This window comes from Paenibacillus qinlingensis, assembly GCF_013204845.1.
In the GTDB taxonomy this organism is placed as follows: Bacteria; Bacillota; Bacilli; order Paenibacillales; family NBRC-103111; genus Paenibacillus_E; species Paenibacillus_E qinlingensis.
Genome location: NZ_JABMKY010000007.1, coordinates 334,239 through 355,730 on the forward strand (window position 1 = coordinate 334,239; position 21,492 = coordinate 355,730).

Consider the following 21,492-nt stretch of genomic DNA (forward strand, 5'->3'; position numbering starts at 1 on the left):
ATGGCAAGTTTACCCGATTATTTGGTAGAACAGACCGAGGAAGCGATCCGGAGCCGGATGTTAAGCAGCTTGCCTTCCGATTTGGACAAGTCAGAAGGTTCTTATGTCTGGGATGCAGTGGCTCCAGCTTCGATTGAGTTGGCACTTGCGGCGTTGCAAGCACAGGAGGTTTTGCGGCGGGGATTCGCGGGAACGACCTTTGGTTCGTATCTGGACTTACGGTGTGCGGAGAGAGGCGTTACTCGCAAAGAGGCGATGAAAGCTGTCGGTCAAGTGAAGTTCACAGGCGTTGTTGGGACGGTCGTCCCTCAAGGAACGCGTGTTGGTACATTGGCAGATACTCTTCTGGGGACTTCATCCATGATGTTTGAGACATTGGCTGCGGCTGTAGTGGATAGTTCGGGATATGTCATGGTGTCCGTTTCGGCAGTGGAAGGTGGGAGTAAGGGCAATGTGCCGAGCGGGGCGATCAGTCTTTTGATCACGCCAATTGCAGGAATTATGAGCGTGACGAATACAGCGCCCATGACAGGTGGAGCGGAAGTTGAGAAAGATGATGCGTTGCTCAATCGTTATTACGCCAAAGTCCGTTCTCCTGGCACAAGTGGCAATAAAGCCGACTATCTGAACTGGGCGCTCGATGTTGCGGGAGTTGGAGCAGCACAGGTGGTGCCGTTATGGCAGGGTCCTGGTACAGTCAAAGTCGTCATCATTGGCACGGATAAAAGGAGCGTTGCTGCTCCTATCGTTACAGCCGCGCAGCAGTACATCTACCCTGCTCCACCCTTGGTGGGAAAAGCTCCGATTGGGGCGGTTGTATCCGTCGTGGCCGCTGCGGAAGTCGCAATTGGCGTTCAAGCCGTGCTGACATTGAATGGATCAAGAACGTTGACACAGGTGAAAAATGATTTCACCGGGGCCGTTCGCGCCTATTTATCCGAACTGGCGTTCTCTAGTGATCCAGCGGTACGCTATGTGCGCATCGGCTCCTTGTTGCTCGACACGCCTGGCGTGCAGGATTATGCCAACCTGCTGATTAATGGCGGCAGCTCCAACATCGCAATCAACGTTGGGCAAGTTGCCGTTGTGGGGACGGTGTCACTAGTATGACGCAAGTGACTTCAACAAGCGGCAACCGGATGCTCGGCTACTTGCCGGATTACTACGAGACATCGCGCGTCATGGGCTCTATCCTGCAAGCCCAAGGGGCGGAGCTCGATCAACTGCGTGTCTCCTTGGAGGAGACATTGGCGCAATTTTTCGTGGGCTCCGCGACGTGGGGGCTGGACGCGTGGGAAGCCGAGCTCGGCATCGCGCCGGTGCCGGCCAAGCCCGACGATCAGCGTCGGTCGGTGATCAATGCTAAGCTGCGCGGTGTCGGAACCGTCACCGTGGATTTGATTCAGAGCGTGGCCGAGGCTTATGACCGCGGTGCGGTGGAGGTTACGCAGCAGCCGGGTTCGTACCAGTTTACGGTGAGGTTCGTGGATACGTTGGGGACGCCGCCGAACCTAAACGACCTGCAAGCAGCTATCGAGGAAATCAAGCCAGCCCATTTACAGGTGATCTATAAGTACAAATATTTCTTACTCAGCCAGTTGCACCAAACGATAAAAATTAGTGAAATTCAAACGAGGAAAATGACCGACTTCGCGCCATTCATCCCCGTTTAAAATGGAGGGAAAAACATATGTCCAGCACCACCACGAATATAGGACTGTATAAGAAAAATCCGTCCACAGACGGCAATGATACATTCGATATTAACACCATGTTGAATGATAACTGGGATAGGATAGATGCGCAGCTTGGTTCGCAAGTTGGCGTGAGTCCACCGCCAACGGCTGTTAATTTGGTTAATGGGATGCAGGTTGTTAATGTTCCACAGAGTTCGCCATTGAACAACTTGAGTATTAAGGGGCGTACGTTGGTTAATTTGTTGGGGAGGGATGGGAATTGTGAGGGGGCGAGCAAATTTATAGCGTCCCAAGTAACTATTGCCTTAGACTCTAGTAATAAGCAGTACGGAAACAACGCCATAAAATCTACTATCTCTGCTACATTTGTCGCGGGAGTAGCCCAAACAACCACACAAATAACCTTCCAAGCAGGTAAATATTATATTGTTCTTGGAGAAGTAAAGAACGGAAACGCTACAAGCACAAGTATACGATTATCAGACATATCTGTTTCAGGGAATAGTGTAACAGATACAACCAAGTTTAATCTGTCGTATTTTAAGACAACCAAAGGATCTGACACGACTTTAAGTATTCAACATTTAGTTGGTGGTGTTGCAGGTCAATATGCTTTTGTAGATGGTATTCGAGTCTACGAATTATCTGGATTGTCAGAGTACAACGCAATCGACAGTATGACAGCCGCACAAATCGCCGCTAAATATCCATACGTAGACGATGTAAAACATGTGAATGCACCTTATGTAATTAAGTATGGGGAAAACTTACATCCTACGTCTAACGAGTGGACACAGAATGTCACAGCTAATGGTTCATGGGTTATTAATTCCCCGTACATCACGACACTTATAACATTGTCTGGGGCATTGGCGAGTGGTGAACAAATGTATTTAACGGTTCCCGTTTTACCTAATCAAGACTACACTTTCAGTGCTACGTTATCTCCGGGGGCAGGTTATGCGGTTATAGCTAGCAGTGGAACATTGTTGACTTGGGGTTCTGCCAATCGAACATTCAACAGTGGAAATAACACGCAAATAAGTGTGTACGTTGGTAATTTGAGCGCGGGAGCAGGAACATTCACATTCACTAACCCCATGCTCAACCTTGGCACAACCGCCAAACCATTCAAGCCACGTAACGACGATATGCTTGCATTCCCTAACGTACAATTAGCATCATCCGTCGATGGGACAGTATATGACACGTTGTTTAAGCGTGATGGGAAATACTGTGTTGAGAAGCGTTTTAAGGATGTGTTGTTAGACGGGAGTTTACCATGGATTTTTTCCGTTGAAGCTAGCGGATACAAATTAGTAGCCCTTGCAGGCTTACCTTTGTGGTCAAACAATACCTCGGTAACTACAAAATATGATGGAAAGATATTACGTAATCTACTTGGACTTAACGCGGCAGAACAAGCAACAAACAGTGCAGATAACTATTTTTACGTATCTATTGCCGACACGGACAGTGGTTGGGGTGAGACATACACACCTACAGCACAAGAGATACAAGCATATTTCTATGGTTGGGTTATGAGCGATGTAACTGGGGCGCTTTACACTTCAGGAACAAAATACTGGACAGAAGTATGGTGCGGGGCAAGTGGTGGTAATACAACTTTTCCAACAGGGAAAAAAGTAGCCCCAACAGGACCGACCACTACACTTCCGACTACCTCAAACAGACAGGGAGGGTGGACACCTTACAAACTAACCTATCAACTAGCTACACCAGTATTTGAGGAAATCCAAGTAGACGCAGGTATGAGTTTACATGAGGGATTGAATCAGATTGAAGTGGGACAAGGGGTAGTAATTCGAGAGAAGGCGAACCCTGCTTTTAACACCCCTGATAGTTACTATTACGTGAATGATAGTGCCTTATTAGTTAGTGGTGTACTTGTTACACTTTTCAAAAACAGAGCCGATAGAATACTAGTAATCTACAAGAACGGTAAACTTGATAACAAATGGAATATTTACACAGGGTCAAGTAATGTATATGGAAAAACAAAGGCACTCATACACTCGTCAAACTACGACCTAACAGCAACGTACGAAGTCTCGTATATTGCACTAGACCAATATCTACTATCAACCCCAGTACAGGCTGTAGCTGGCGAAGTAGCTAGTAACCTTAAAACGGTGGTCGATACACTGGCAACGAACAGCGCAGACCAGGACGCACGTATCAGCGCTGCGGAAATTCTAGCGCGACAAATTTACAACGTCCCGCAAAAGACAAGTGCCGCAATGACGTTATACGTAGACGGGACAAACGGTTCGGACAATAACGATGGTAGCGCTGGGAGGCCGTTTAAGACGATTCAACGGGCAATTGATAGTATTCCTCAAATTGTCAATCATTTGGTTACGATAAACGTAGCGTCAGCTACGTATGCGGAAGATATTAGAATAAACGGATTTAGCGGGAAATCTACGGTTAATTTATACGGCGATACGGTAGTTAGTACAAATGTAACATTGAGTTCAATATTAGTATCTACTAATTCAGCGAACATTGTAGTGAGAGGATTTAATCTTACAATCACAACAAATACAGCTATGAATGTATTTAGTAGTACAAGGGTTGTGGCTTCGTACATGAATATAGTAGCATCAGCGACAGGGTATTTAGGGGTGGTTTCAGAAACATCTAACTTATATATCAATAGTTCGGTAATTTCTAACAGGGCATATTCACTCTTAGCTAATAACGGAAGGATTATGTCTGAATCTAATTCAGGGACAGGTAATATATTTTCAACGGTAGCGCAAAATGGTGGGATGATTTCTCGATATGGGACACAACCGATAGGAGGGACGGACGTTGCTCAAAACGGAGGAATCAACATTCCTTCAGGTGGCGTACTTAACCCTTGGGGAGATAACACACAAGCAAGTAGAAGCCGTATATATTATGTACCTAATGCTACGCAGAATATATCAGCGGGAACTAACACAAAGGTGCTATTTCAATCGGTAAGTATAGACAATCTAGCGGAATTCTCATCTAGTCGATTTACAGCTAAAAATGCGGGGACTTACGACATTAAAGGTGCATTAGCATTCAGTTCGGGCATGAGTACAAGCAATACACTATCCGTTATTGTCTATAAAAATGGTTCGCCATCAAGGTTTATAAGCATAAACAACGGTACATCACTTGCGGCACCGACGATACCATTTAACGCCACTTTCGATTTACTAGCCAACGACTACCTAGAAATTTACATTATCACAAGTTCGACTACAGTCTTGACAACAGCCGCATACTTAGACATTACAAGAATCGCCTAAAGGAGGAACCCACATGAACATAGCACTAGCAATCAAGCATCTTTACCCACAATCCATACCCATGACCGACTTCATTGTCCAAGACGATTCAGACGGCAACGGCCCGTACATCGCACAATGGAACATGGATGAGGAACAGCCGTCTCTAGAAGTCCTTCAATCTACCTGGAACGCTATGCAACCTACGCCAGAACAGTCATTGAACGACGCCCGAACCGCTAAAATTAACCTACTCAACACCGCTTGTAATGAATCAATCCTCGCAGGATTCACATCTGACGCCCTCGGCACAGATATCACGTATGACTTTGGGTACAATGATCAGATTAATCTCGGAAGCACATTTAATGCAATCTTAGCGGGGATTATTACCGGAAACGTCATGTGGAAAGCATCAGGCGTTCCGCAGCCTCATACGTTCGAACAATTCAAGGTGCTGTACGCCGACGGGATCGCTCATAAAACCGCGAACATAAGCAAGTATTGGGAGCTAAAAGACGCTGTCCTATCCGCGACTCATGCTGAGGATATCGCATCAATATCGTGGTGAAACCCAATATTGGGGCTACCAGGAAGCAATAATCCAGGTAGCCCCCCCACCCCTCAAGAAAGGAGCAAAAACATGAACCAAATCAGTTTTAACCTGCTTACAGCAACTTTCGGAGCCATTATAACCTACACCTTCGGCGGATGGAACGAACTTATAAGCCTCTTCCTTATGGCGATACTCGTCGATTATGTGACAGGTATTGCGGCTTCGATCAAAGAGCAGCAGGGCCTCAACAGTCAAGTTGGTTTTTGGGGCCTGGCACGCAAAGGGCTGATGCTGCTTGTCATTATGCTGGCTCATCGCATGGATATTCTCTTGGACACAGACTTAATGATGACAGGCGCGATCTATTTTTACTTGGCCAATGAGTTTATTTCAATTACTGAAAATTACGGACGTTTAGGTCTGCCCCTTCCTGTCTTTTTGAAGCAAATGATTCAAGTTTTGCGAAGCAAGGGGGAAGGGTTATGAACAAGGAAGCATTTATTGTGCAAATTGCACCTGCCGCACAAGCAAATATGCTGGCATTTGGTATTTTGGCTAGTGTGACGATAGCACAGGCTATTCTGGAAAGTGGTTGGGGACGATATGCCCCAGGCAATAATTTATTTGGGATTAAAGGGAGCGGGCAACAGCAGACTACGCAGGAATTCATTAACGGCAAGTGGATGCAAATTGTAGATGGGTTCCGTGTATATGAAAGTTGGAGTGACAGTATACGCGATCACGCTATCCTACTTACGAACAATCCACGGTACGCCAAGATAGTAAATGAACAAGACTACCGAAAAGCTAGTCGGGGACTTCAGCAAGCAGGATATGCGACAGATCCACACTATGCGGACAAGCTAATTACTATTATTGAGGGAAGTGATCTGACACGTTTTGATCAAGTTGAAGAGGAAAGGGAGTATATGATGAGTTCGGATGATGCCAATAAAATTATTAACTTTTTATCCGCTGCTTGGATGAGCACGGAGGATGTTGAAGCTAGGGAAGAGTTTCACCGTCTAGCCAATGAGCTTCGTAAAGTGTCAGGGCAGATGTGAACCACCAATTGCAATGAAACTTAAAAAGAACACCGCCTCTTCCATTGAAGGAAGACACAGTGTTCTTTTTCTATTAGAATATACTACACCGCACTCGTAATATGATCCTCAATATACTGCTCCAACTTAATCCGCACATACGGCGGCAAACCAGACAGCATACAACCATAGCGGAAGCTGCGACCTTCGGTCACGATGCGAATGACGCGACCCGTGATTGGAGGTAATCCAGCTTCCTGAGGGAAGTGGATGACGACGAACATATCCGGCGCAAGCAGCACATCGGTTGTGATCTGCAGTCCGCTCTCGGATAAATCGAAGAGAGTTCCGTCAATATTTTGTCCGGAAAAAGAGCCTTCTTGCTCCCACTGATAAATGGACAGCTTCAAGTTAATATCCAGCTGTACCCGTGTATTCTTACGACGTTCGCGACCCGAGAGCGGAGAAGCAACTTTCACCGGTTCCGTAGCAATAGGCTCACTTGGCTTTACAACCTCTTGCCCCATCCATTCCTCATAGCACTTAATGACAGCGCTAAGATCTTCTTCACCTAAGCCTTTGCTTAGGCCGATCTGGAATAGATTGGTGGCAGATTGCAGCATTGGCGTCGGCAATTGAAATTTACCAGTTATTTCTTGTGCGAGCTGCAAATCTTTTAGCATCAACTTCAAGGAGAATTGATTGCTGAAATCGCGATCGAGAATTTTATCGCCTTTGAGCTCGACTTGCTTGCTATTGGCTCCGCCGGAGCGGACGATTTCTAAGAATTGGCTAGGATGAATGCCAGCCTTCGTTGCGATAGACAAGCCTTCGGCAAGTCCTGCAAGATTAATTCCGACCATTGTATTGTGAGCGAGCTTCGCATAAGAACCAGAACCGCTCGGCCCTAGGTAAAGAGCTTTGCTGCCAAGTACGTGGAACAATTCTTGCTGCTCCTCGAATACTTCTCGGCTGCCGCCAACCATGAACGTAAGCGTAGCAGCTTCAGCAGCGGGCTTCGTACCTGTAACAGGCGCGTCGAGGAAGTCGACGAAATGTGCTGCGAGCTCTTCCGCGAGCTTTTGACTTGTTTGGGGAGATACGGTGCTGGTGTCAATAATGGTGAGTGCCGGATGAATTCCGCTCAGAATACCTTGCTCACTGTAAAATGTTTCGAGAAGCGCAGCATCGTTGCTGAGCATCGTAAATAGGACATCGGAGTTGCGAGCGACTTCGGCAGGTGTGAGGCTAACTTCAGCCCCTAATCGCCCAAGCTCGTCCGCTTTTCCAGCAGTACGATTATATACAGTTACCATAAAACCTTTTTGAATAAGGTTAGCAGCCATGGGCCTACCCATTGTGCCAAGTCCAATAAAGCCGATACGTTTCATGTCCTCACCTCTGACTTCATTTTAGCATGGGAATTAATACCTGTGAATTCCTTTCTCGCTTGCTTTTGGACAAGCAAATAAGTATGCTAGGAAAAGGTAAAAATAGAGATGGAGGCGAACCTATTGAGTAAAAAATTACAATTTGATTACAGCAAGGCATTATCTTTTTTGTCCCAGCATGAGGTCGATTATTTGTCGGCTCAAGTGGAGCTAGCCCATGATCAACTGCATAACAAAACAGGCGCAGGTTCTGACTATTTAGGATGGGTAGATCTTCCTGAGAACTACAATCGTGAAGAGTTTGCCCGCATTCAAACATCTGCGAAGCAAATTCAATCGGATTCCGACGTTCTTGTTGTGATCGGTATTGGTGGCTCCTATCTAGGCGCACGTGCGGCACTAGAAATGTTGTCTCATTCTTTTTATAACATTTTGCCAAAAGATAAACGTAAAACACCTGAGATTTATTTCGTAGGAAATAACATCTCTTCTACATATGTCACACACTTGCTTCAATTGCTTGAAGGCAAAGATTTCTCCGTGAACGTGATCTCCAAATCCGGTACAACAACGGAGCCAGCGATTGCTTTCCGTATTTTCCGCGAACTATTGGAGAAGAAGTACGGCAAGGAAGCCGCTCGCAAACGTATCTACGCAACAACGGATCAAGAGAAGGGCGCGCTCAAAACTTTAGCAACAGCAGAAGGCTACGAAACGTTCGTTATTCCGGATGATGTTGGTGGACGATACTCCGTGTTAACCGCGGTTGGATTGCTTCCTATTGCGACAGCTGGCATTGACGTTGAAGCAATCATGAAAGGTGCGGCAGATGCGCAGCAAGAATTCTCGAATCCGAAACTGAGCGAAAACCAAGCCTACCAATATGCAGCTGTTCGTAACTCCTTGTATCGTAAAGGCAAAACGATTGAGATCCTCGTGAACTATGAGCCATCCCTGCATTTCGTTTCGGAGTGGTGGAAGCAATTGTTCGGTGAGAGCGAAGGGAAGGACTACAAAGGGATTTATCCTGCTTCCGTAGACTTCTCAACGGATCTTCATTCCATGGGACAATTCGTTCAAGATGGTAATCGCATTTTGTTCGAAACGGTTATCCAAGTTGATCAAGTGGCTGATCATATCACGATCGGTACAGATGCAGATGATCTGGATGGTCTGAATTTCCTTAGCGGCAAAACCATGGATTTCGTAAACAAGAAGGCATTCCAAGGCACGATGCTTGCGCATACAGACGGTCAAGTACCGAACCTGATCGTAACATTGCCGGATATGACGCCTTACTCTTTCGGATACATGGTCTATTTCTTTGAAAAAGCATGCGGCATCAGCGGTTACTTGATGGGTGTGAATCCGTTCGATCAACCGGGTGTTGAAGCGTACAAAAAGAACATGTTTGCTCTCTTAGGCAAGCCTGGCTATGAGAAAGAAAAAGCAGAACTTGAAGCTCGTTTGCAGCAGTAATTAGCATCTCACAAAAAAAACGATCAATCCTATCGGATAGGTCGTTTTTTTGCACCTTTTTTTCCATTATTTATGTGGTAAATTTTCTTTCTATATTGTCGAAGTCTAACGTTGTGTGTAGAATATAGTGAAACAGTTGTTTCCTTCTACCGAGAAAGGTTGGCTATGCTAGCACATTATCGCACAATCCATTCGTATGGTTCGTCTGAGATTATCATCAAGAAGTCACGTTTCATCGGTCATGCTAAACCCGTAGAGTCAGAAGAAGAAGCAATCCAGTTTATTGAAGCGATCAAGAAGGAACACAGGTCGGCGACGCATAATTGCAGTGCGTATATCATTGGTGAGCGGGATCAAATCCAGAAGCAATCCGATGATGGAGAACCCAGCGGTACCGCAGGGAAGCCGATTCTGGAAGTGATGAAGCATCAAGGGCTCAAGAATACCGTTGTCGCTGTTACTCGTTATTTTGGTGGCATCATGTTAGGTGCTGGCGGACTTATTCGTGCTTATACGGATGGGGCTGTGGCAGGCATAGAAGCAGGAAAGCCGATTTATAAAGTAAATCATCAGCTCGTGCTGATTGAAGTCGATTATACATGGTATGGCAAGCTGGAAAATGAACTGAGAAATCAAGGGATGCTGTTAGGGGATATTGGATTTACGGACAAAGTAACCGTTCCTTGTTACCCCTTAGCAGCTGAAGCGGAAGCATTCATGAATTGGGCAACTGATGTTACACAAGGTCAAAGCTTGATCGTCGCGGGTAGGAACGAATATATCGTTCATGAGAGCTTGCCTGAATAGGCAGGCTCCCCAGAAGACCCAACAAATTTCATATGAGCTGAGGATGCGGAGGGATAGGAATGGCTAGGAAAGCAGTCGCGCAAGAGCTTAGCAGAGAACGAATTCTTACAGAGGCGCGGGAATTATTCGCTACTTTCGGCTATCGCGCTTTAACGATGCGAAGCATTGCTAAAGCAATGGGGTACAGTCATGGTGCGTTATATTACCATTTTAATGAGAAAGCTGAATTATTTTATGCACTAATTAAAGACGATTTCGCCTTACTGCTGCAGCGTCAGCGGGAAATGATTATTCGTGAGCATGGGTTTAGCGTGAATTTGCTCCAAAAGTTAATGATGGAATTCGTTTGGTTTGGGTTAAGTAATCCGAATCACTACGAAATGATGTTTATGATTAACGAGCCAGAACTACAGCAGTACTCGCGTACCGAACAAGCGCAGTGCTTGGACATGTTTGCCATTGTGATTCGTGAAGTGATGGTAGATCAGCCAGGAGCTGAGAGTCGGAAGTTTACACTTCCTTGGAATTTGTTTATGTCTTTACATGGCTTTATCTCCTATTGTATTCAGTTTAAGCTATCCTACGAGGATGCACGCAAATTGGCTGACGAGCATATTCGCCTTATCTGTGTTAGTCTGGATGTCGATTCCGCTGAATTGCAACGTCCGTTAGTCAAAATGGTTGGGCCGAATGTACTTAAATCAATCGTGATATAGAAGAAATATGGAAGCGAGACGTTCTGTCTTTGCTTCTTTTTTGCATAATGAGACAAACTGTATTTTACAATACCCTGTATGTGCTTTAAAATGATGAAAAGACAGCGATGGAAGGATGATTACATTGGATTTGAATATATGGTCGGAAGCGAACGTTGAATTTATGTTTGAAGGTATTACAAGAAAGCTGCGTATGGCAACAGGAGGATCCATTAAAGCCTCTAACGTGAAAGAAGAAAAGTACGAGGATTTGAAAGATCTTTATGATATGGTTACGAGCAAGGATCGTTTCAGCATTAGCGAGATTGATGCGATCACGACCGAGCTTGGAAAAATTCGTAAAGCATAGTAGACTCATACTTATTCTAAAAGCAGACCGCCTCACCTCATAAGCTTGCCGCTGTTTCTGACCTTGTGTTGGAAGAGCGGTTTTTTATTGTGTATTCGCCTCGATAGCCGACCCACAAGCTCGAAGCTCGAAGCCCGAACGTGGAACTACGGGGGACAGCGCGGGGGCTGGATGGATCACTCTCGCTCATTGCTCCCCTTCCTCAAAAATGCAAAAATACAACCTTTCTCACTAAATTAGGGTTGAAATTGATAAATACGTGCAAAAAGGCAACCTTTTTAGTGTATTTAAGGATAATCTTTTGAAATCAGTCCAAATTGATGCCTATTCGCATCAATTTCCAATAACGGTGGGGGGCACCCATTCGAAAAGTGCTCTTTTGCATTTCTGACCACAATAGAAAGTATAAGTTTTCGGATCCCGAAAACATCTTTCTATTTGGCGATAAAACCATATAGGGATCTTTAGGCGTAGACCAAAGTCTCTCCTCGATAGAGGTTTTCTCACAGGGTGAGAGAACTTTAAAGACTTCAGAGTTTTCAGAAAATCAACAACCGTACTCCAGCGGGCACTACATTCATAGCTTCCACTCACTTCCTTGCTACTCATTACTCCACATTTTCCATAAGCCCACGGTACTCCGCTAACACGCTACTCCAACTGGCACAGGTTACTCCACAAGCAAACGGTACTCCACAAACACGCTACTCCACAAGCCCACGCTACTCCACAAGACCACGGTACTCCAGTAGCGCACACTACTCCAACCAGCACACGCTACTCCAACCAGCACACGCTACTCCAACTAGCCCAGGGTACTCCACTAACACACGCTACTCCACTTTTCGCACATTCTTCTCTTTATCCTGACTACCTCCAACGCCCTCCTTACCCACCTATTTCGTTTCCCCTTACCTGCCGCAAGTCATCCTGATTGAGTAAATAACTGGATTTTCTGCATCTAATTCGAGCCAAATCTCCGGTTTTTGGAAAACAACTGGATTTTCTCCCGTTAATTTCTGCACATTCCATCAAAACAGTCATTTTGAGCAAAATTAGCTGTAGGAAATCCAGTTAAACCCCAACAATGCTAGATTTCCCCGGATTTAGCTGTAGAAAATCCAGTTAATCCACCCCAGCAACCCCAGCATCCCCAGTATCAGCCCCACACTGGCAGCAGCTGAGCTGATTTCTACTTTCAGCGATCCTAGTGACCGCCAAATGCTAGATACAGTAGCTAAATCATTCAATCGGCATTCTGGAATCAGCGAGATCCAATCGCCAATCGTTACATTGCATGAAATGTCCAGGTGGATACTCGAATTCACACTCGCTCATCTGCGTAAAGTTAAGTTTACGACAAACAGCATTCGATGCTGGATTGTGAATGGAGGGAAAAGCATGCATCCACCGAAATTTGGCTTCGGAACTCGCATGAGTAATAGCTGCAAGCAAAGCCGCACTAGCCAGCCCTCGTCCTTGAAAGTCTGGCAGGACACTCCAACCGACTTCGTATACATGTTGTCCTTGCCATTGACTATCCCAGTAGCCAATACTACCCACGACTTCATGATTAGGCAGCAGTACGATGCTAAACATATGCCCCGTGCCTTTGCCGCTGATTGCGAGATACCGTTTGTGGCGAATTGCCAGCTGCTCCTCAGTCTCGGGACCACCCAGATGTTCCATCATCTCAGGAGAATTGATGAGCCGAAGAAGTTCGAGGTTGGATTCGGACCAAGGTACGATGTTAACGAGTGTGCCCTTCACGTTCTCTGACATTTACTCACTCCTAGCTAATTGTAAATTTATATTTGGTTCTGATGTTAACTTCATCATATCGGAACATATGTTCCATGGCAAATTGTAATCCCCACTACATACATACAATTCCCCCACCAAGGACAAAATAGGTAGAAAATGGAACAAAAGGAGAACGTAAAATTGACGCAACATGGAGAGGCTTCCGCCGCTACTTTACCGCAATTCCCCCAGTCATTTTGGCTGGATTCTGTCGATAAGCTCCCTCAGTTTCCTGCGCTGACAGCCGATTTGAAGACCGATGTAGTTGTCATTGGTGCAGGTATTACAGGGATAACCACAGCGTATTTACTGGCTAAGAAAGGCGTTAAAGTTGTTGTTCTGAATGCGGGTCCAATCTTAGAAGGAACGACAGGACATACAACCGCCAAAATCACAACGCAGCATGGACTTATCTATCATGAGTTTCTTTCTCATTTTGGAGAGGAGAAGACTCGTCTCTATTATGAGGCTAATCAAGAAGCATTGGTTCTTATCAAACAAACGATTACTGAACTAGGCATTGAATGTCAGCTTACGGAAGAAGATGCTTATCTCTATACGAGTGATGATGCGTATCTACAACAACTACAAGATGAATATATGGCCTATGGGCAGATGCAAATCGGTGGTGACTATTTGGAATCCACACCGCTGCCTTTCGCGACGAAAGCAGCCATTCGATTAAAGGATCAGGCTAGGTTTAATCCTGTGCCTTACCTGATCAGACTCCTTCAGGAGATTACGAAACTGGGCGGTCAAATTTATGAAGGAACAACCGTCGTTGGTGCGACTCATGAACAGCCATCCGTTGTCACAACAAAGCAAGGGAATTATGTTACTTGCAATTATGTGGTCACAGCTTCCCACTATCCGTTCAATGACATCAAGGGCGCTTATTTCACTCGTCTGCATGCGGAGAAGTCGTATGTCCTTGCAGTGCGGACGGAGAAAGCTTTCCCTGGCGGGATGTACATCAATGTGGAGCAGCCAAGTCGTTCTCTTCGTGCTGTCACCATCCATGGGGAACCTGCTGTACTTATCGGAGGGGAGGGTCATAAGACCGGGCAAGGCTTATGCACCCATCAGTATTATGAAAATCTTCAGAAGTTCGGCGAGGACATGTTCGGACTCAAGGAGATTTTGTATCGTTGGTCCGCTCAAGATGTGTTCACACTGGATAAAATGCCCTATATCGGAAAGCAATTTTCCGATGCTCCTCACCTCTTGATGGCGACCGGCTTTCGCAAATGGGGAATGACGACCAGCATGACAGCGGCGCTGCTGAATACGAAGATCATTCTAGGGGAGAAGAGCCCCTATGAAGACGTATTCACACCGCATCGGTTCCATGCCGATCCTAGTATCCGAACATTTGTCATGCAGAATGCCAATGTCGCGAAAGAGTTTGTTGCGGGTAAGTTTGATTTGTTGCATAAGCAACCCGAAGAACTGTTGCCTGATGAAGGGTCTGTTGTCAGCGTGAACGGGAAGAGAGCTGGTGCGTACAGAGAACCGAATGGCGAACTGCACATCGTTGATACGACTTGTACCCATTTGGGATGTGAAGTGGATTGGAATGATGCGGAGCGTACATGGGATTGTCCATGTCACGGTTCTAGATATTCGTTCCAAGGTGATGTCATTGAAGGACCAGCTAAAAGAGCATTGACCAAGCTTTCTGTAGAGACATGAGCGTATTTTTGCTGCAAAATGGACAGCTATCCATGCGATGTTACCCCATATGCCATACACTGTAGAGCAATGTATCTCTATTGGGTAAAGAGGAGGTGGACGTTCGTGGCATCCAAAATTCGTAAAGAAGAAGTTCGTAAATTGATCGGGAAAGAAATTGTGGCTGTTAAAAAGGATGGTACACAGGTAACTGGTAAATTGGTGCGAATCAGCGGTAACACGTTGATGGTTGCTCCACAAAATGGGAAAAAAGTGCAAGTAAAAGCGATTATCCCGTTGGTACTATTTGATTTGTTGGCAATTGGCACGGCACCTTATGCATATGGTGGTTTCGGTGGTGGCTTTGGTGGTTTTGGTGGCGGCTTTGGCCCTGGATTTGGCGGTGGCTTTGGGCCTGGCTTTGGTGGCGGCTTTGGTGGTTTCGGTGGTCCAGGACTCTGGTTCTGATCATCGTGTTCGAAGACTCTTTCCTTCTGGGAAGAGTCTTTTTTCATTTGGATAAAGCGTCTTTGAAAGGCCGCACCATTTCCCTGCTCACTGAATAGGCTAAGATACAGGTTTACGGCAGGGTCCCGTGCATGAGGGAGCAGCCCTAGAACCAATCGCGGACAGGGAGTGAGCAGCATGCCGAGTTCCATCGTGTTTAACATGATCAATATTAATAATCAGAATACGAATGCAACGATCGGGATTGGTGAGAATGCACAATCCAGCTGGGATTCCCATAGTAAAAACAATTACGGCACCGGTGAATTCATCGGCAATTCGATCGCCTGTAACTTCGTCAATACCATCTTTGATAATGACTTTATTGATGCACCAATTAACGATCAGGATTTTAAACCAGCTTTAACGAATCAAGTTTAAAATGAAGGGTGGTTGTAAGCGATGCTGAATCTACCCGGACCGTTAGACCCGCCATTGATTCAATTTGATTCGATTCATGTCAATTCGATCACCGATGCTTCTGGCATATTCATTGGTACGAACGCGCAAGTGAATTGGTCAACGAGCGGCAAAAGCAATAGTGGCCTTGGTGAAGTAAGTGGTGAGCATAACGTGGTGTGGAACAATATTAACACCGTGTACGATAACGATATCATTGATGCACCATATACCAAGGGTGACTTGATCATTGGCCGTGTTTAAAAAATAAAGCTCCGCGGGCAGCCTTACTCGGCCGTTTGCGGAGCTTTTGTTGTTGCATCTGCTTGGGGTGAAGAGGGGGCAGCCCCAGCGGTGAAACCCGACGCTTGCGCTTGCACGGTTATCATCTCTTGGAGCCACTCCGGCGTATCGTTATCGCCGACATTGAGCATGTCAAGGAAGTCGGAATCGTTCAGCATAGAACGAGTGCCGACCAATTGATTATGATCCCCTTCGACGGCGCCAAAGCCTTGCACTGTTTTTTGATTACTTTGAAAGTCAGTGGGCCAATTATTTCCCATGTTGATGCAGGATGCACTTTCCACGGATCCAATCCGGATCGAACCGATGATAAAGGTTGGAGACATGAACGATGACACAGTCAATCACCTCATCTCTATACTTTTGACGACTGGGGAGGGGTATAGCGGTAGCCAGTTGAGGTTCGCTCAGGACCGGAACCTTCTTGTACAGGTGACGAATTCGAGAGGCCGTCTGATGATCGCTCCTGTCGCGGTTCTTTAGTGACCTGAGAACGCTGGAAGACCTTATCCACGGCCTCATCCTGGGCTTTTCCATTCGGCTTAGCACCGAAATTGTTGCCCAAATTTAATGAACCGCTAAGCTCCTTAATATCGAGATGATCGAGACGAAACGTTAAGTTTTCGAGAACAGGCTGATGAACGTGAAGGTTATCAATATGAATGCGTGGATGCTTGGCAGAGAGGTCGGCCAACTGTTCTTCCAGTCTTCGCAGCCGCTGTTCCAATAAGTGAACGGTATGCGATTGTGAGTTTGAAATGGATTCGTTTCTCATCGAAGGTTTGGGAGTCGCGTTAGAGGGTGCAGTTGGAGGCGGCGGTGTTTTCTTTTTTTGAAACCACATAGATTAGCTCAGCTCTTTCGTGTATTCGGTTTAACATCAAATGTATCGTTATCCAGGACTGTATGCTTCCCACCCAACGCCACATTACGCTCACCAAGTATAGCCCCGAGCCCTTGATTCGTCTTGGAAGAATGTCGTCTGCCGCTGATCCGGTTGCTGCCCTTGTTAACGCTAGAGTTTTCCGCTATGTCATCAATATGAATGGATTGAAATTGGATCCGAACCATGAGCATTCCCTCCAAATCCTCGATTTCGCAAAGTTCTCTTTCTATTTATATGGGGACAAACGCAGAATCATTTCTTTTTTTGCAAAACAAAAAGATCACCGTGGCTCCACCTTCGTGAAAAGGGAGTCGGCAATCTTCTTCAACCGTTGTCTTAAGTAAACTGTATGGGGATAACCTTCTCGCCACCCTCTGGAGCAAGCGGAATACGAATGATCAGCAAACCATTATGATACTGTGCACGCATCCCATCCGTCAAAGCCCTGCCAGGCAAGCGGATCGCTCGCTCAAATGTGCCAAAATAGCGCTCAGACAGCCGCATTTGCTCGTCACTAACCTGATAAGGACGAACGAGCATCCCTCGGATGAGGAGAGACTGGTCGCGGAAGGATAGCTGGATGTTCTCAGGGGACGACAATCCTGGAACCTCTGCGACCACTACGAGTTCCTGCGGCGTTTCATACATATCAACTCTGGGTCCGGTTAGTGGAATAATACTGGCAATGTCCTGCCAGAACTCGGGGCCTAGCACATCGCCGGCTTGCGCCGACAGTCCCTTCCAATCGGGTTTTGACGAACGATTGCCTGGAGGATTCATCTGCCATCATCACCTGACTTCACCATTAAAAGTAGAGCTGCAAGCAGCTTGCTACTAGTTTATGTGGGAATACGCCGGATTATGGCTGGCATCTAAATGGGACGTGCTTACTGCTGAGGAGGCCGCCCATTCGCTAGCTGCTGTTGCGCCATGCGTACGAGCTCCTTCACCATTGCTCCACCGATTGGACCGCCGACTCTGCCGGCGTCTTCTGAACTAAGGTGTCCATTGTACCCTTGCTGCAAAGGGACACCAAGTGTACGGGCAACCTCGTATTTGACAAGATCAGGTTGCTGCGGATTAACAGCATACCCTTGATTTTGCATAACGTGAGCCTTGAGAAGCCCTAAGCCATGTTCGGATCCGGGCACCATAGCCCGGTTTCTTCTTCTTCGTGACATCGTCAATCACCTCTTAGGTGTAGGATGCCCTGCCTCATTTAGGATCATGAGTACGGAAGGTGAAATATTTATGCCCGACATAATTGCCAATCGTGTACAAGCCATTTCCGACCAGGATAGCACCGTTATGGAGCCAGCTCGTACTGGCATTTGAGATGTAGGAACGAAGCGCTTCGGCAAGCAGCCAGCTAATCCCGTAAGAACATCCGTAGCAGATGAGAATGACCAGTCCGAACTTCCACCAACTGCTGCCGATGCTGGCATTCGAACGAAAGGTAAACGTGCGGTTAAGCACATAACTCACTACAGCACCAATCGTATTCCCGCCAAACGTAGATAGCCAATAATTCAGATGTAGCAGGTTAAAAAGAGCAAAACTGGCGGACAGACCCACCAGCGTATTCAACACACCAACAAGTAAGAAACGCGCAAAGCTGCCTGTTAGCAAGGATTTGAGTGAAGTGGAGGTCATTCCATTACCGCCTTGCAGAGGCAGGTTGGTTCGCCTGCGAAGTGGCAGATGCCTGTTCCTGAGCCGCTCCCTCGGTTAATTCCTTTTCGATAACAAAAAGCGGACGCTGCTTCACTTCTTTATAAATTTTACCTATGTATTCGCCGATCAAACCAATCGCTAGCAACTGCACACCGCCGATGAACCAGACAGAGAGAATAAGTGAAGTCCAACCCGTTACGTTCGCGCCTAGGAATTTGCCTACAATTGCATAAATAGCAGCAACTACGCTAAGTGCGAAGAGCAGGAAGCCCATCACCGTAACCAACCGAATGGGAGTTACACTGAATGAGGTGATGCCATCGAAGGCAAAAGCGAGCATTTTGCGCAGCGGATATTTGGATTCACCAGCAAATCGTTCCTTCCGGTCATAATAGACCTGTGTAGAGGGAAATCCTAGCAGGGGGACTAAGCCGCGGAGGAATAGATTAACCTCTTGAAACTTCTCCAAATTATCGAGAGTACGCTTGCTCATTAAGCGGAAATCCGCATGATTGTACTGAATTTTTACACCTAGAGAGGTCATGAGTTTATAAAAGCCTTGGGCTGTTGCTCGCTTGAAAAAAGTATCAGCTGAACGATCCTGACGAATGCCATAGACTATATCGTAGCCTTCATGGAACTTCACGAGAAATTCACGAATGACAGAAGTATCATCCTGCAGATCCGCATCGATGGAAACGACACAGTCGGAATACGCTTTCGCTTTCAGAAGTCCAGCAAGCAAGGCGCTTTGATGACCAGCATTTTTGGCCAGCTTAAGTCCGGTAATGAATGGATTGGAAAGGTGGAATCGCTCAATAAGCGACCATGTTGCATCTTTACTGCCATCATCTACAAATAATACCGTACTATTAGGGGCGACCAATTGATCTGTGATGAGCGAATCTAATACTTCACTCAGTTGAAATACAGTTTCGGGGAGGACTTCTTCTTCGTTATAACAAGGGACCACAATGGTCAAAATCGGTATAGACACAGTACCTCGTCTCCGTCCTAAATAGGGAATAGATGAAATTCATGCTTAAGCTTTTATTATAGCTAAAAGGACTAAAAAAAGTAAGCGGCCAGAACGGAATCACCGTCCCAGCCGCTGTAAGGCAATCTATATTACCAACCAAACCCGAACGTACTAAGAACGATAACCAAGAGGACGTATAGAACGAGAACTACTGCAGTGCTTGAATAACCTACGCCACCAGTTCCGCAACCACAACTCATGTCAATCCCTCCCTTCACAAAATTACTATATGTCATCTGACTAGAAGGTGTATGGATGAATGACCCGCATGCGGAATAAATAATTGGGCAACGTGTCCATTTTGTGGGACTGGTAGGGGGAAGAGTACCTAAATGGGGAGAGCGTAAGGGGAACTGCAAACATGAAAGTGATGTTCGAGAAGGGAGGTATTGAGACGCATGCGTTATGAGGAACGCCAGCCGGATGAGACTTTGCAGCGGTATATACAATGTTATTGGTACTTGGAGCGGGATTACAGCGCGGCGGAAGAGGGGGAAACCTTGTGGCCAGATGGCTGCCAAGAGCTGATTTTTCATTATGGAGCCGATTATTCGATTGGTGGGCAAGTTCTGCCAAGAGCATTTTTTATCGGAGCCCTTTCACGCTATCATCCGCTTACTGCAGAAGGTCCTATCCGTTTATTCGGCGTGCGATTGCTTCCCTGGGGGTTGCGTGGCTTCAAAGAGATGGATCATCGTGCATTAATGGATAAGTTTCTTCCGCTCGCTGATTTATTTCCCGAACACGAACTTACCGAGCTAGTTCCGCAGTTGGCAGAGGCTGGTTTGGACGAGGGTATCGCTTTGCTGACGGCTTATCTCTATCGTCATTTCCAACCAGAAACCAAGCATGCCGCGATGATTAATATATTGTCTAAACTATATCGCACACCGATGGAACAGGATGTTCCGATTAGCGTAGCCGAGAGCGGATATTCACAGCGGCATTTTGAGCGGATTTGTTCAGAACTCGTAGGGATGTCACCTAAAAGATTAAACTCCGTGTCTCGTTTTAACTTGGCTCGGCTCCAGATTTTCTTCAACCCGACGATTGATATCGCGAGCTGTATGGACCAGTTCGGTTATCATGATTATGCTCACTTTTCAAAAGAGTTCAAGAGATGTCTGGGCGTTACACCGACGGTGTATAAGAAGTGGTTGTTGGGGCTTGGGGTGGTGCGTTGAGAGTTGACCAATCGATAGATACCGACACAGAGGGCGCAATCGATATGGCAGAAACAAGGGGGAAAGTGGACGCAATCGATGCAGTAGATACAAGGGCAAAGTGGACGCAATCGATGCAGTAGATACAAGGGCAAAGTGGACGCAATCGACGTAATCGATACAGCAGATAGGTGCAAAGCGGACGCAATCGATGTAATCGATTCAGTAGATCAAGTAACGCAGCTTCGGAATGGTAGCTAAACAACTGACGCAATCGCCAGAATCGAGCCTACCGATACCCCCGCCCCTCTCAATTTATTCGAGTTTGCAGAAACGCTAGCCTATAGGTGGTCTCTTGGGAAAATAACTGGATTTTCTCCATCTAATCTGTGCGAATATGGGCAAATATGTGAAGTAACTGTATTTTCTCCAGTTAATATTGACCATTTCCTTCTACAAGAGAGAAATAGGTGAAATTAACTGGAATTTTTCCGTTTAAATACCAAAAACATGGAATAGTGTCGAAAATAGCTGGAGTTTTTACAGTTAAAGATGCAGGGGGAGAGTTGGGATTGCTAAAAGGTGACAAGACTGACAAGACTGACAAGAGTGACAAGAGTGACAAGAGTGACAAGAGTGACAAGAGTGACAAGAGTGACAAGAGTGACAAGAGTGACAAGAGTGACAAGAGTGACAAGAGTGACAAGAGTGACAAGAGTGAC

General features: G+C 46.2%; 26 protein-coding genes. 17 read left to right on the top strand and 9 right to left on the bottom strand.

Going from position 1 to position 21,492, the window contains the following annotated elements:
* From HQN88_RS16225 to HQN88_RS16250, 6 genes are all read left to right on the top strand, one after another.
* Positions 1–1,110, top strand: a complete 1,110-nt coding sequence (locus HQN88_RS16225) for a baseplate J/gp47 family protein (protein WP_173113904.1) — start codon at positions 1–3, stop codon at positions 1,108–1,110.
* A complete protein-coding gene (locus HQN88_RS16230) occupies positions 1,107–1,673 on the top strand; it encodes a YmfQ family protein (RefSeq protein ID WP_173113908.1) in 567 nt (188 codons plus the stop codon). Before HQN88_RS16225 ends, HQN88_RS16230 begins: the two co-directional genes overlap by 4 nt.
* A 17-nt stretch (positions 1,674–1,690) precedes the next feature.
* The gene (locus HQN88_RS16235) at positions 1,691–5,005 is read left to right on the top strand and encodes a pectinesterase (RefSeq protein ID WP_173113911.1); all 3,315 of its coding nucleotides are present in this window, start codon (positions 1,691–1,693) and stop codon (positions 5,003–5,005) included.
* Between the two features lie 13 nt (positions 5,006–5,018).
* Entirely contained in the window at positions 5,019–5,555 is a 537-nt protein-coding gene (locus HQN88_RS16240; RefSeq protein ID WP_173113915.1) for an XkdW family protein, read from the top strand.
* Between the two features lie 72 nt (positions 5,556–5,627).
* Positions 5,628–6,026 carry a phage holin family protein gene (locus HQN88_RS16245; RefSeq protein WP_173113918.1) on the top strand — a complete coding sequence of 133 codons (399 nt, stop codon included), beginning with the start codon at positions 5,628–5,630 and terminating at the stop codon, positions 6,024–6,026.
* Positions 6,023–6,604 (top strand): glycoside hydrolase family 73 protein, encoded by a 582-nt coding sequence (locus HQN88_RS16250; protein ID WP_173113921.1) that lies wholly within the window; start codon positions 6,023–6,025, stop codon positions 6,602–6,604. Before HQN88_RS16245 ends, HQN88_RS16250 begins: the two co-directional genes overlap by 4 nt.
* An 83-nt stretch (positions 6,605–6,687) precedes the next feature.
* Here the strand turns inward: HQN88_RS16250 and HQN88_RS16255 are convergent, their stop codons facing one another.
* Complete coding sequence (locus tag HQN88_RS16255) at positions 6,688–7,974, bottom strand: NAD(P)-binding domain-containing protein (protein WP_173113924.1); 1,287 nt, start codon at positions 7,972–7,974, stop codon at positions 6,688–6,690.
* 123 nt (positions 7,975–8,097) lie between these two features.
* On the opposite strand from HQN88_RS16255, the gene HQN88_RS16260 reads away from it, so the two are divergent.
* The 4 genes from HQN88_RS16260 to HQN88_RS16275 all read left to right on the top strand — a co-directional run bounded on the left by HQN88_RS16260 (position 8,098) and on the right by HQN88_RS16275 (position 11,325).
* Complete coding sequence (locus HQN88_RS16260; protein WP_173113927.1) at positions 8,098–9,453, top strand: glucose-6-phosphate isomerase; 1,356 nt, start codon at positions 8,098–8,100, stop codon at positions 9,451–9,453.
* A 165-nt stretch (positions 9,454–9,618) separates the two neighbouring features.
* A complete protein-coding gene (locus HQN88_RS16265) occupies positions 9,619–10,260 on the top strand; it encodes a YigZ family protein (RefSeq protein ID WP_173113930.1) in 642 nt (213 codons plus the stop codon).
* 59 nt (positions 10,261–10,319) lie between these two features.
* Positions 10,320–10,976: a TetR/AcrR family transcriptional regulator gene (locus HQN88_RS16270; protein ID WP_173113932.1), complete on the top strand. Its 657-nt coding sequence runs from the start codon at positions 10,320–10,322 to the stop codon at positions 10,974–10,976.
* Between the two features lie 115 nt (positions 10,977–11,091).
* Positions 11,092–11,325 (top strand): DUF1128 domain-containing protein, encoded by a 234-nt coding sequence (locus HQN88_RS16275; protein ID WP_420794129.1) that lies wholly within the window; start codon positions 11,092–11,094, stop codon positions 11,323–11,325.
* A gap of 1,242 nt (positions 11,326–12,567) precedes the next feature.
* Here HQN88_RS16275 and HQN88_RS16280 read toward each other — a convergent pair.
* Positions 12,568–13,107: a GNAT family N-acetyltransferase gene (locus tag HQN88_RS16280; RefSeq protein WP_173113935.1), complete on the bottom strand. Its 540-nt coding sequence runs from the start codon at positions 13,105–13,107 to the stop codon at positions 12,568–12,570.
* A gap of 162 nt (positions 13,108–13,269) precedes the next feature.
* On the opposite strand from HQN88_RS16280, the gene HQN88_RS16285 reads away from it, so the two are divergent.
* The 4 genes from HQN88_RS16285 to HQN88_RS16300 all read left to right on the top strand — a co-directional run bounded on the left by HQN88_RS16285 (position 13,270) and on the right by HQN88_RS16300 (position 15,969).
* Complete coding sequence (locus tag HQN88_RS16285; protein WP_246320271.1) at positions 13,270–14,820, top strand: FAD-dependent oxidoreductase; 1,551 nt, start codon at positions 13,270–13,272, stop codon at positions 14,818–14,820.
* A 105-nt stretch (positions 14,821–14,925) separates the two neighbouring features.
* Complete coding sequence (locus HQN88_RS16290; protein WP_173113941.1) at positions 14,926–15,267, top strand: hypothetical protein; 342 nt, start codon at positions 14,926–14,928, stop codon at positions 15,265–15,267.
* A 177-nt stretch (positions 15,268–15,444) separates the two neighbouring features.
* Positions 15,445–15,687 (top strand): spore germination protein, encoded by a 243-nt coding sequence (locus HQN88_RS16295; protein ID WP_057313021.1) that lies wholly within the window; start codon positions 15,445–15,447, stop codon positions 15,685–15,687.
* Positions 15,688–15,708: 21 nt separating this feature from the next.
* A complete protein-coding gene (locus HQN88_RS16300; RefSeq protein WP_173113944.1) occupies positions 15,709–15,969 on the top strand; it encodes a hypothetical protein in 261 nt (86 codons plus the stop codon).
* A 23-nt stretch (positions 15,970–15,992) separates the two neighbouring features.
* Here HQN88_RS16300 and HQN88_RS16305 read toward each other — a convergent pair whose 3' ends face one another.
* From HQN88_RS16305 to HQN88_RS16335, 7 genes are all read right to left on the bottom strand, one after another.
* Complete coding sequence (locus tag HQN88_RS16305; RefSeq protein ID WP_274318748.1) at positions 15,993–16,346, bottom strand: hypothetical protein; 354 nt, start codon at positions 16,344–16,346, stop codon at positions 15,993–15,995.
* A gap of 17 nt (positions 16,347–16,363) precedes the next feature.
* Complete coding sequence (locus HQN88_RS16310) at positions 16,364–16,852, bottom strand: hypothetical protein (protein ID WP_173113947.1); 489 nt, start codon at positions 16,850–16,852, stop codon at positions 16,364–16,366.
* Positions 16,853–16,860: 8 nt separating this feature from the next.
* The gene (locus HQN88_RS16315) at positions 16,861–17,079 is read right to left on the bottom strand and encodes a hypothetical protein (RefSeq protein ID WP_173113950.1); all 219 of its coding nucleotides are present in this window, start codon (positions 17,077–17,079) and stop codon (positions 16,861–16,863) included.
* A gap of 151 nt (positions 17,080–17,230) precedes the next feature.
* Positions 17,231–17,674, bottom strand: coding sequence for an Hsp20/alpha crystallin family protein (locus HQN88_RS16320; RefSeq protein WP_173113953.1), 444 nt, complete (start codon positions 17,672–17,674; stop codon positions 17,231–17,233).
* 107 nt (positions 17,675–17,781) lie between these two features.
* On the bottom strand, positions 17,782–18,075 hold the full coding sequence (locus tag HQN88_RS16325) for an alpha/beta-type small acid-soluble spore protein (protein WP_173113956.1): 294 nt from the start codon (positions 18,073–18,075) through the stop codon (positions 17,782–17,784).
* A gap of 34 nt (positions 18,076–18,109) precedes the next feature.
* The gene (locus HQN88_RS16330; RefSeq protein ID WP_173113959.1) at positions 18,110–18,547 is read right to left on the bottom strand and encodes a GtrA family protein; all 438 of its coding nucleotides are present in this window, start codon (positions 18,545–18,547) and stop codon (positions 18,110–18,112) included.
* A gap of 4 nt (positions 18,548–18,551) precedes the next feature.
* Positions 18,552–19,565 carry a glycosyltransferase family 2 protein gene (locus HQN88_RS16335; protein ID WP_173113962.1) on the bottom strand — a complete coding sequence of 338 codons (1,014 nt, stop codon included), beginning with the start codon at positions 19,563–19,565 and terminating at the stop codon, positions 18,552–18,554.
* A 440-nt stretch (positions 19,566–20,005) separates the two neighbouring features.
* Between HQN88_RS16335 and HQN88_RS16340 the strand changes: the two genes are divergently transcribed.
* From HQN88_RS16340 to HQN88_RS37330, 3 genes are all read left to right on the top strand, one after another.
* Positions 20,006–20,791 (top strand): AraC family transcriptional regulator, encoded by a 786-nt coding sequence (locus HQN88_RS16340; RefSeq protein ID WP_173113965.1) that lies wholly within the window; start codon positions 20,006–20,008, stop codon positions 20,789–20,791.
* Positions 20,788–20,913, top strand: a complete 126-nt coding sequence (locus HQN88_RS38095) for a hypothetical protein (protein ID WP_274318749.1) — start codon at positions 20,788–20,790, stop codon at positions 20,911–20,913. Before HQN88_RS16340 ends, HQN88_RS38095 begins: the two co-directional genes overlap by 4 nt.
* A 327-nt stretch (positions 20,914–21,240) precedes the next feature.
* A partial coding sequence (locus tag HQN88_RS37330; protein WP_216855722.1) for a hypothetical protein occupies positions 21,241–21,492 on the top strand: 252 nt, incomplete at its 3' end.

Coding starts and splice junctions, on each gene's coding strand:
- HQN88_RS16340 (WP_173113965.1), top strand. CDS start 20,006: ATGCGTTATGAGGAACGCCAGCCGGATGAGACTTTGCAGCGGTATATA.
- HQN88_RS16275 (WP_420794129.1), top strand. CDS start 11,092: ATGATTACATTGGATTTGAATATATGGTCGGAAGCGAACGTTGAATTT.
- HQN88_RS16245 (WP_173113918.1), top strand. CDS start 5,628: ATGAACCAAATCAGTTTTAACCTGCTTACAGCAACTTTCGGAGCCATT.
- HQN88_RS16325 (WP_173113956.1), bottom strand. CDS start 18,075: ATGTCACGAAGAAGAAGAAACCGGGCTATGGTGCCCGGATCCGAACAT.
- HQN88_RS16250 (WP_173113921.1), top strand. CDS start 6,023: ATGAACAAGGAAGCATTTATTGTGCAAATTGCACCTGCCGCACAAGCA.
- HQN88_RS16235 (WP_173113911.1), top strand. CDS start 1,691: ATGTCCAGCACCACCACGAATATAGGACTGTATAAGAAAAATCCGTCC.
- HQN88_RS16320 (WP_173113953.1), bottom strand. CDS start 17,674: ATGAATCCTCCAGGCAATCGTTCGTCAAAACCCGATTGGAAGGGACTG.
- HQN88_RS16300 (WP_173113944.1), top strand. CDS start 15,709: ATGCTGAATCTACCCGGACCGTTAGACCCGCCATTGATTCAATTTGAT.
- HQN88_RS16315 (WP_173113950.1), bottom strand. CDS start 17,079: ATGGTTCGGATCCAATTTCAATCCATTCATATTGATGACATAGCGGAA.
- HQN88_RS16240 (WP_173113915.1), top strand. CDS start 5,019: ATGAACATAGCACTAGCAATCAAGCATCTTTACCCACAATCCATACCC.
- HQN88_RS16280 (WP_173113935.1), bottom strand. CDS start 13,107: ATGTCAGAGAACGTGAAGGGCACACTCGTTAACATCGTACCTTGGTCC.
- HQN88_RS16330 (WP_173113959.1), bottom strand. CDS start 18,547: ATGACCTCCACTTCACTCAAATCCTTGCTAACAGGCAGCTTTGCGCGT.
- HQN88_RS16310 (WP_173113947.1), bottom strand. CDS start 16,852: ATGTGGTTTCAAAAAAAGAAAACACCGCCGCCTCCAACTGCACCCTCT.
- HQN88_RS16225 (WP_173113904.1), top strand. CDS start 1: ATGGCAAGTTTACCCGATTATTTGGTAGAACAGACCGAGGAAGCGATC.
- HQN88_RS16255 (WP_173113924.1), bottom strand. CDS start 7,974: ATGAAACGTATCGGCTTTATTGGACTTGGCACAATGGGTAGGCCCATG.
- HQN88_RS16265 (WP_173113930.1), top strand. CDS start 9,619: ATGCTAGCACATTATCGCACAATCCATTCGTATGGTTCGTCTGAGATT.
- HQN88_RS16230 (WP_173113908.1), top strand. CDS start 1,107: ATGACGCAAGTGACTTCAACAAGCGGCAACCGGATGCTCGGCTACTTG.
- HQN88_RS16295 (WP_057313021.1), top strand. CDS start 15,445: ATGCCGAGTTCCATCGTGTTTAACATGATCAATATTAATAATCAGAAT.
- HQN88_RS16270 (WP_173113932.1), top strand. CDS start 10,320: ATGGCTAGGAAAGCAGTCGCGCAAGAGCTTAGCAGAGAACGAATTCTT.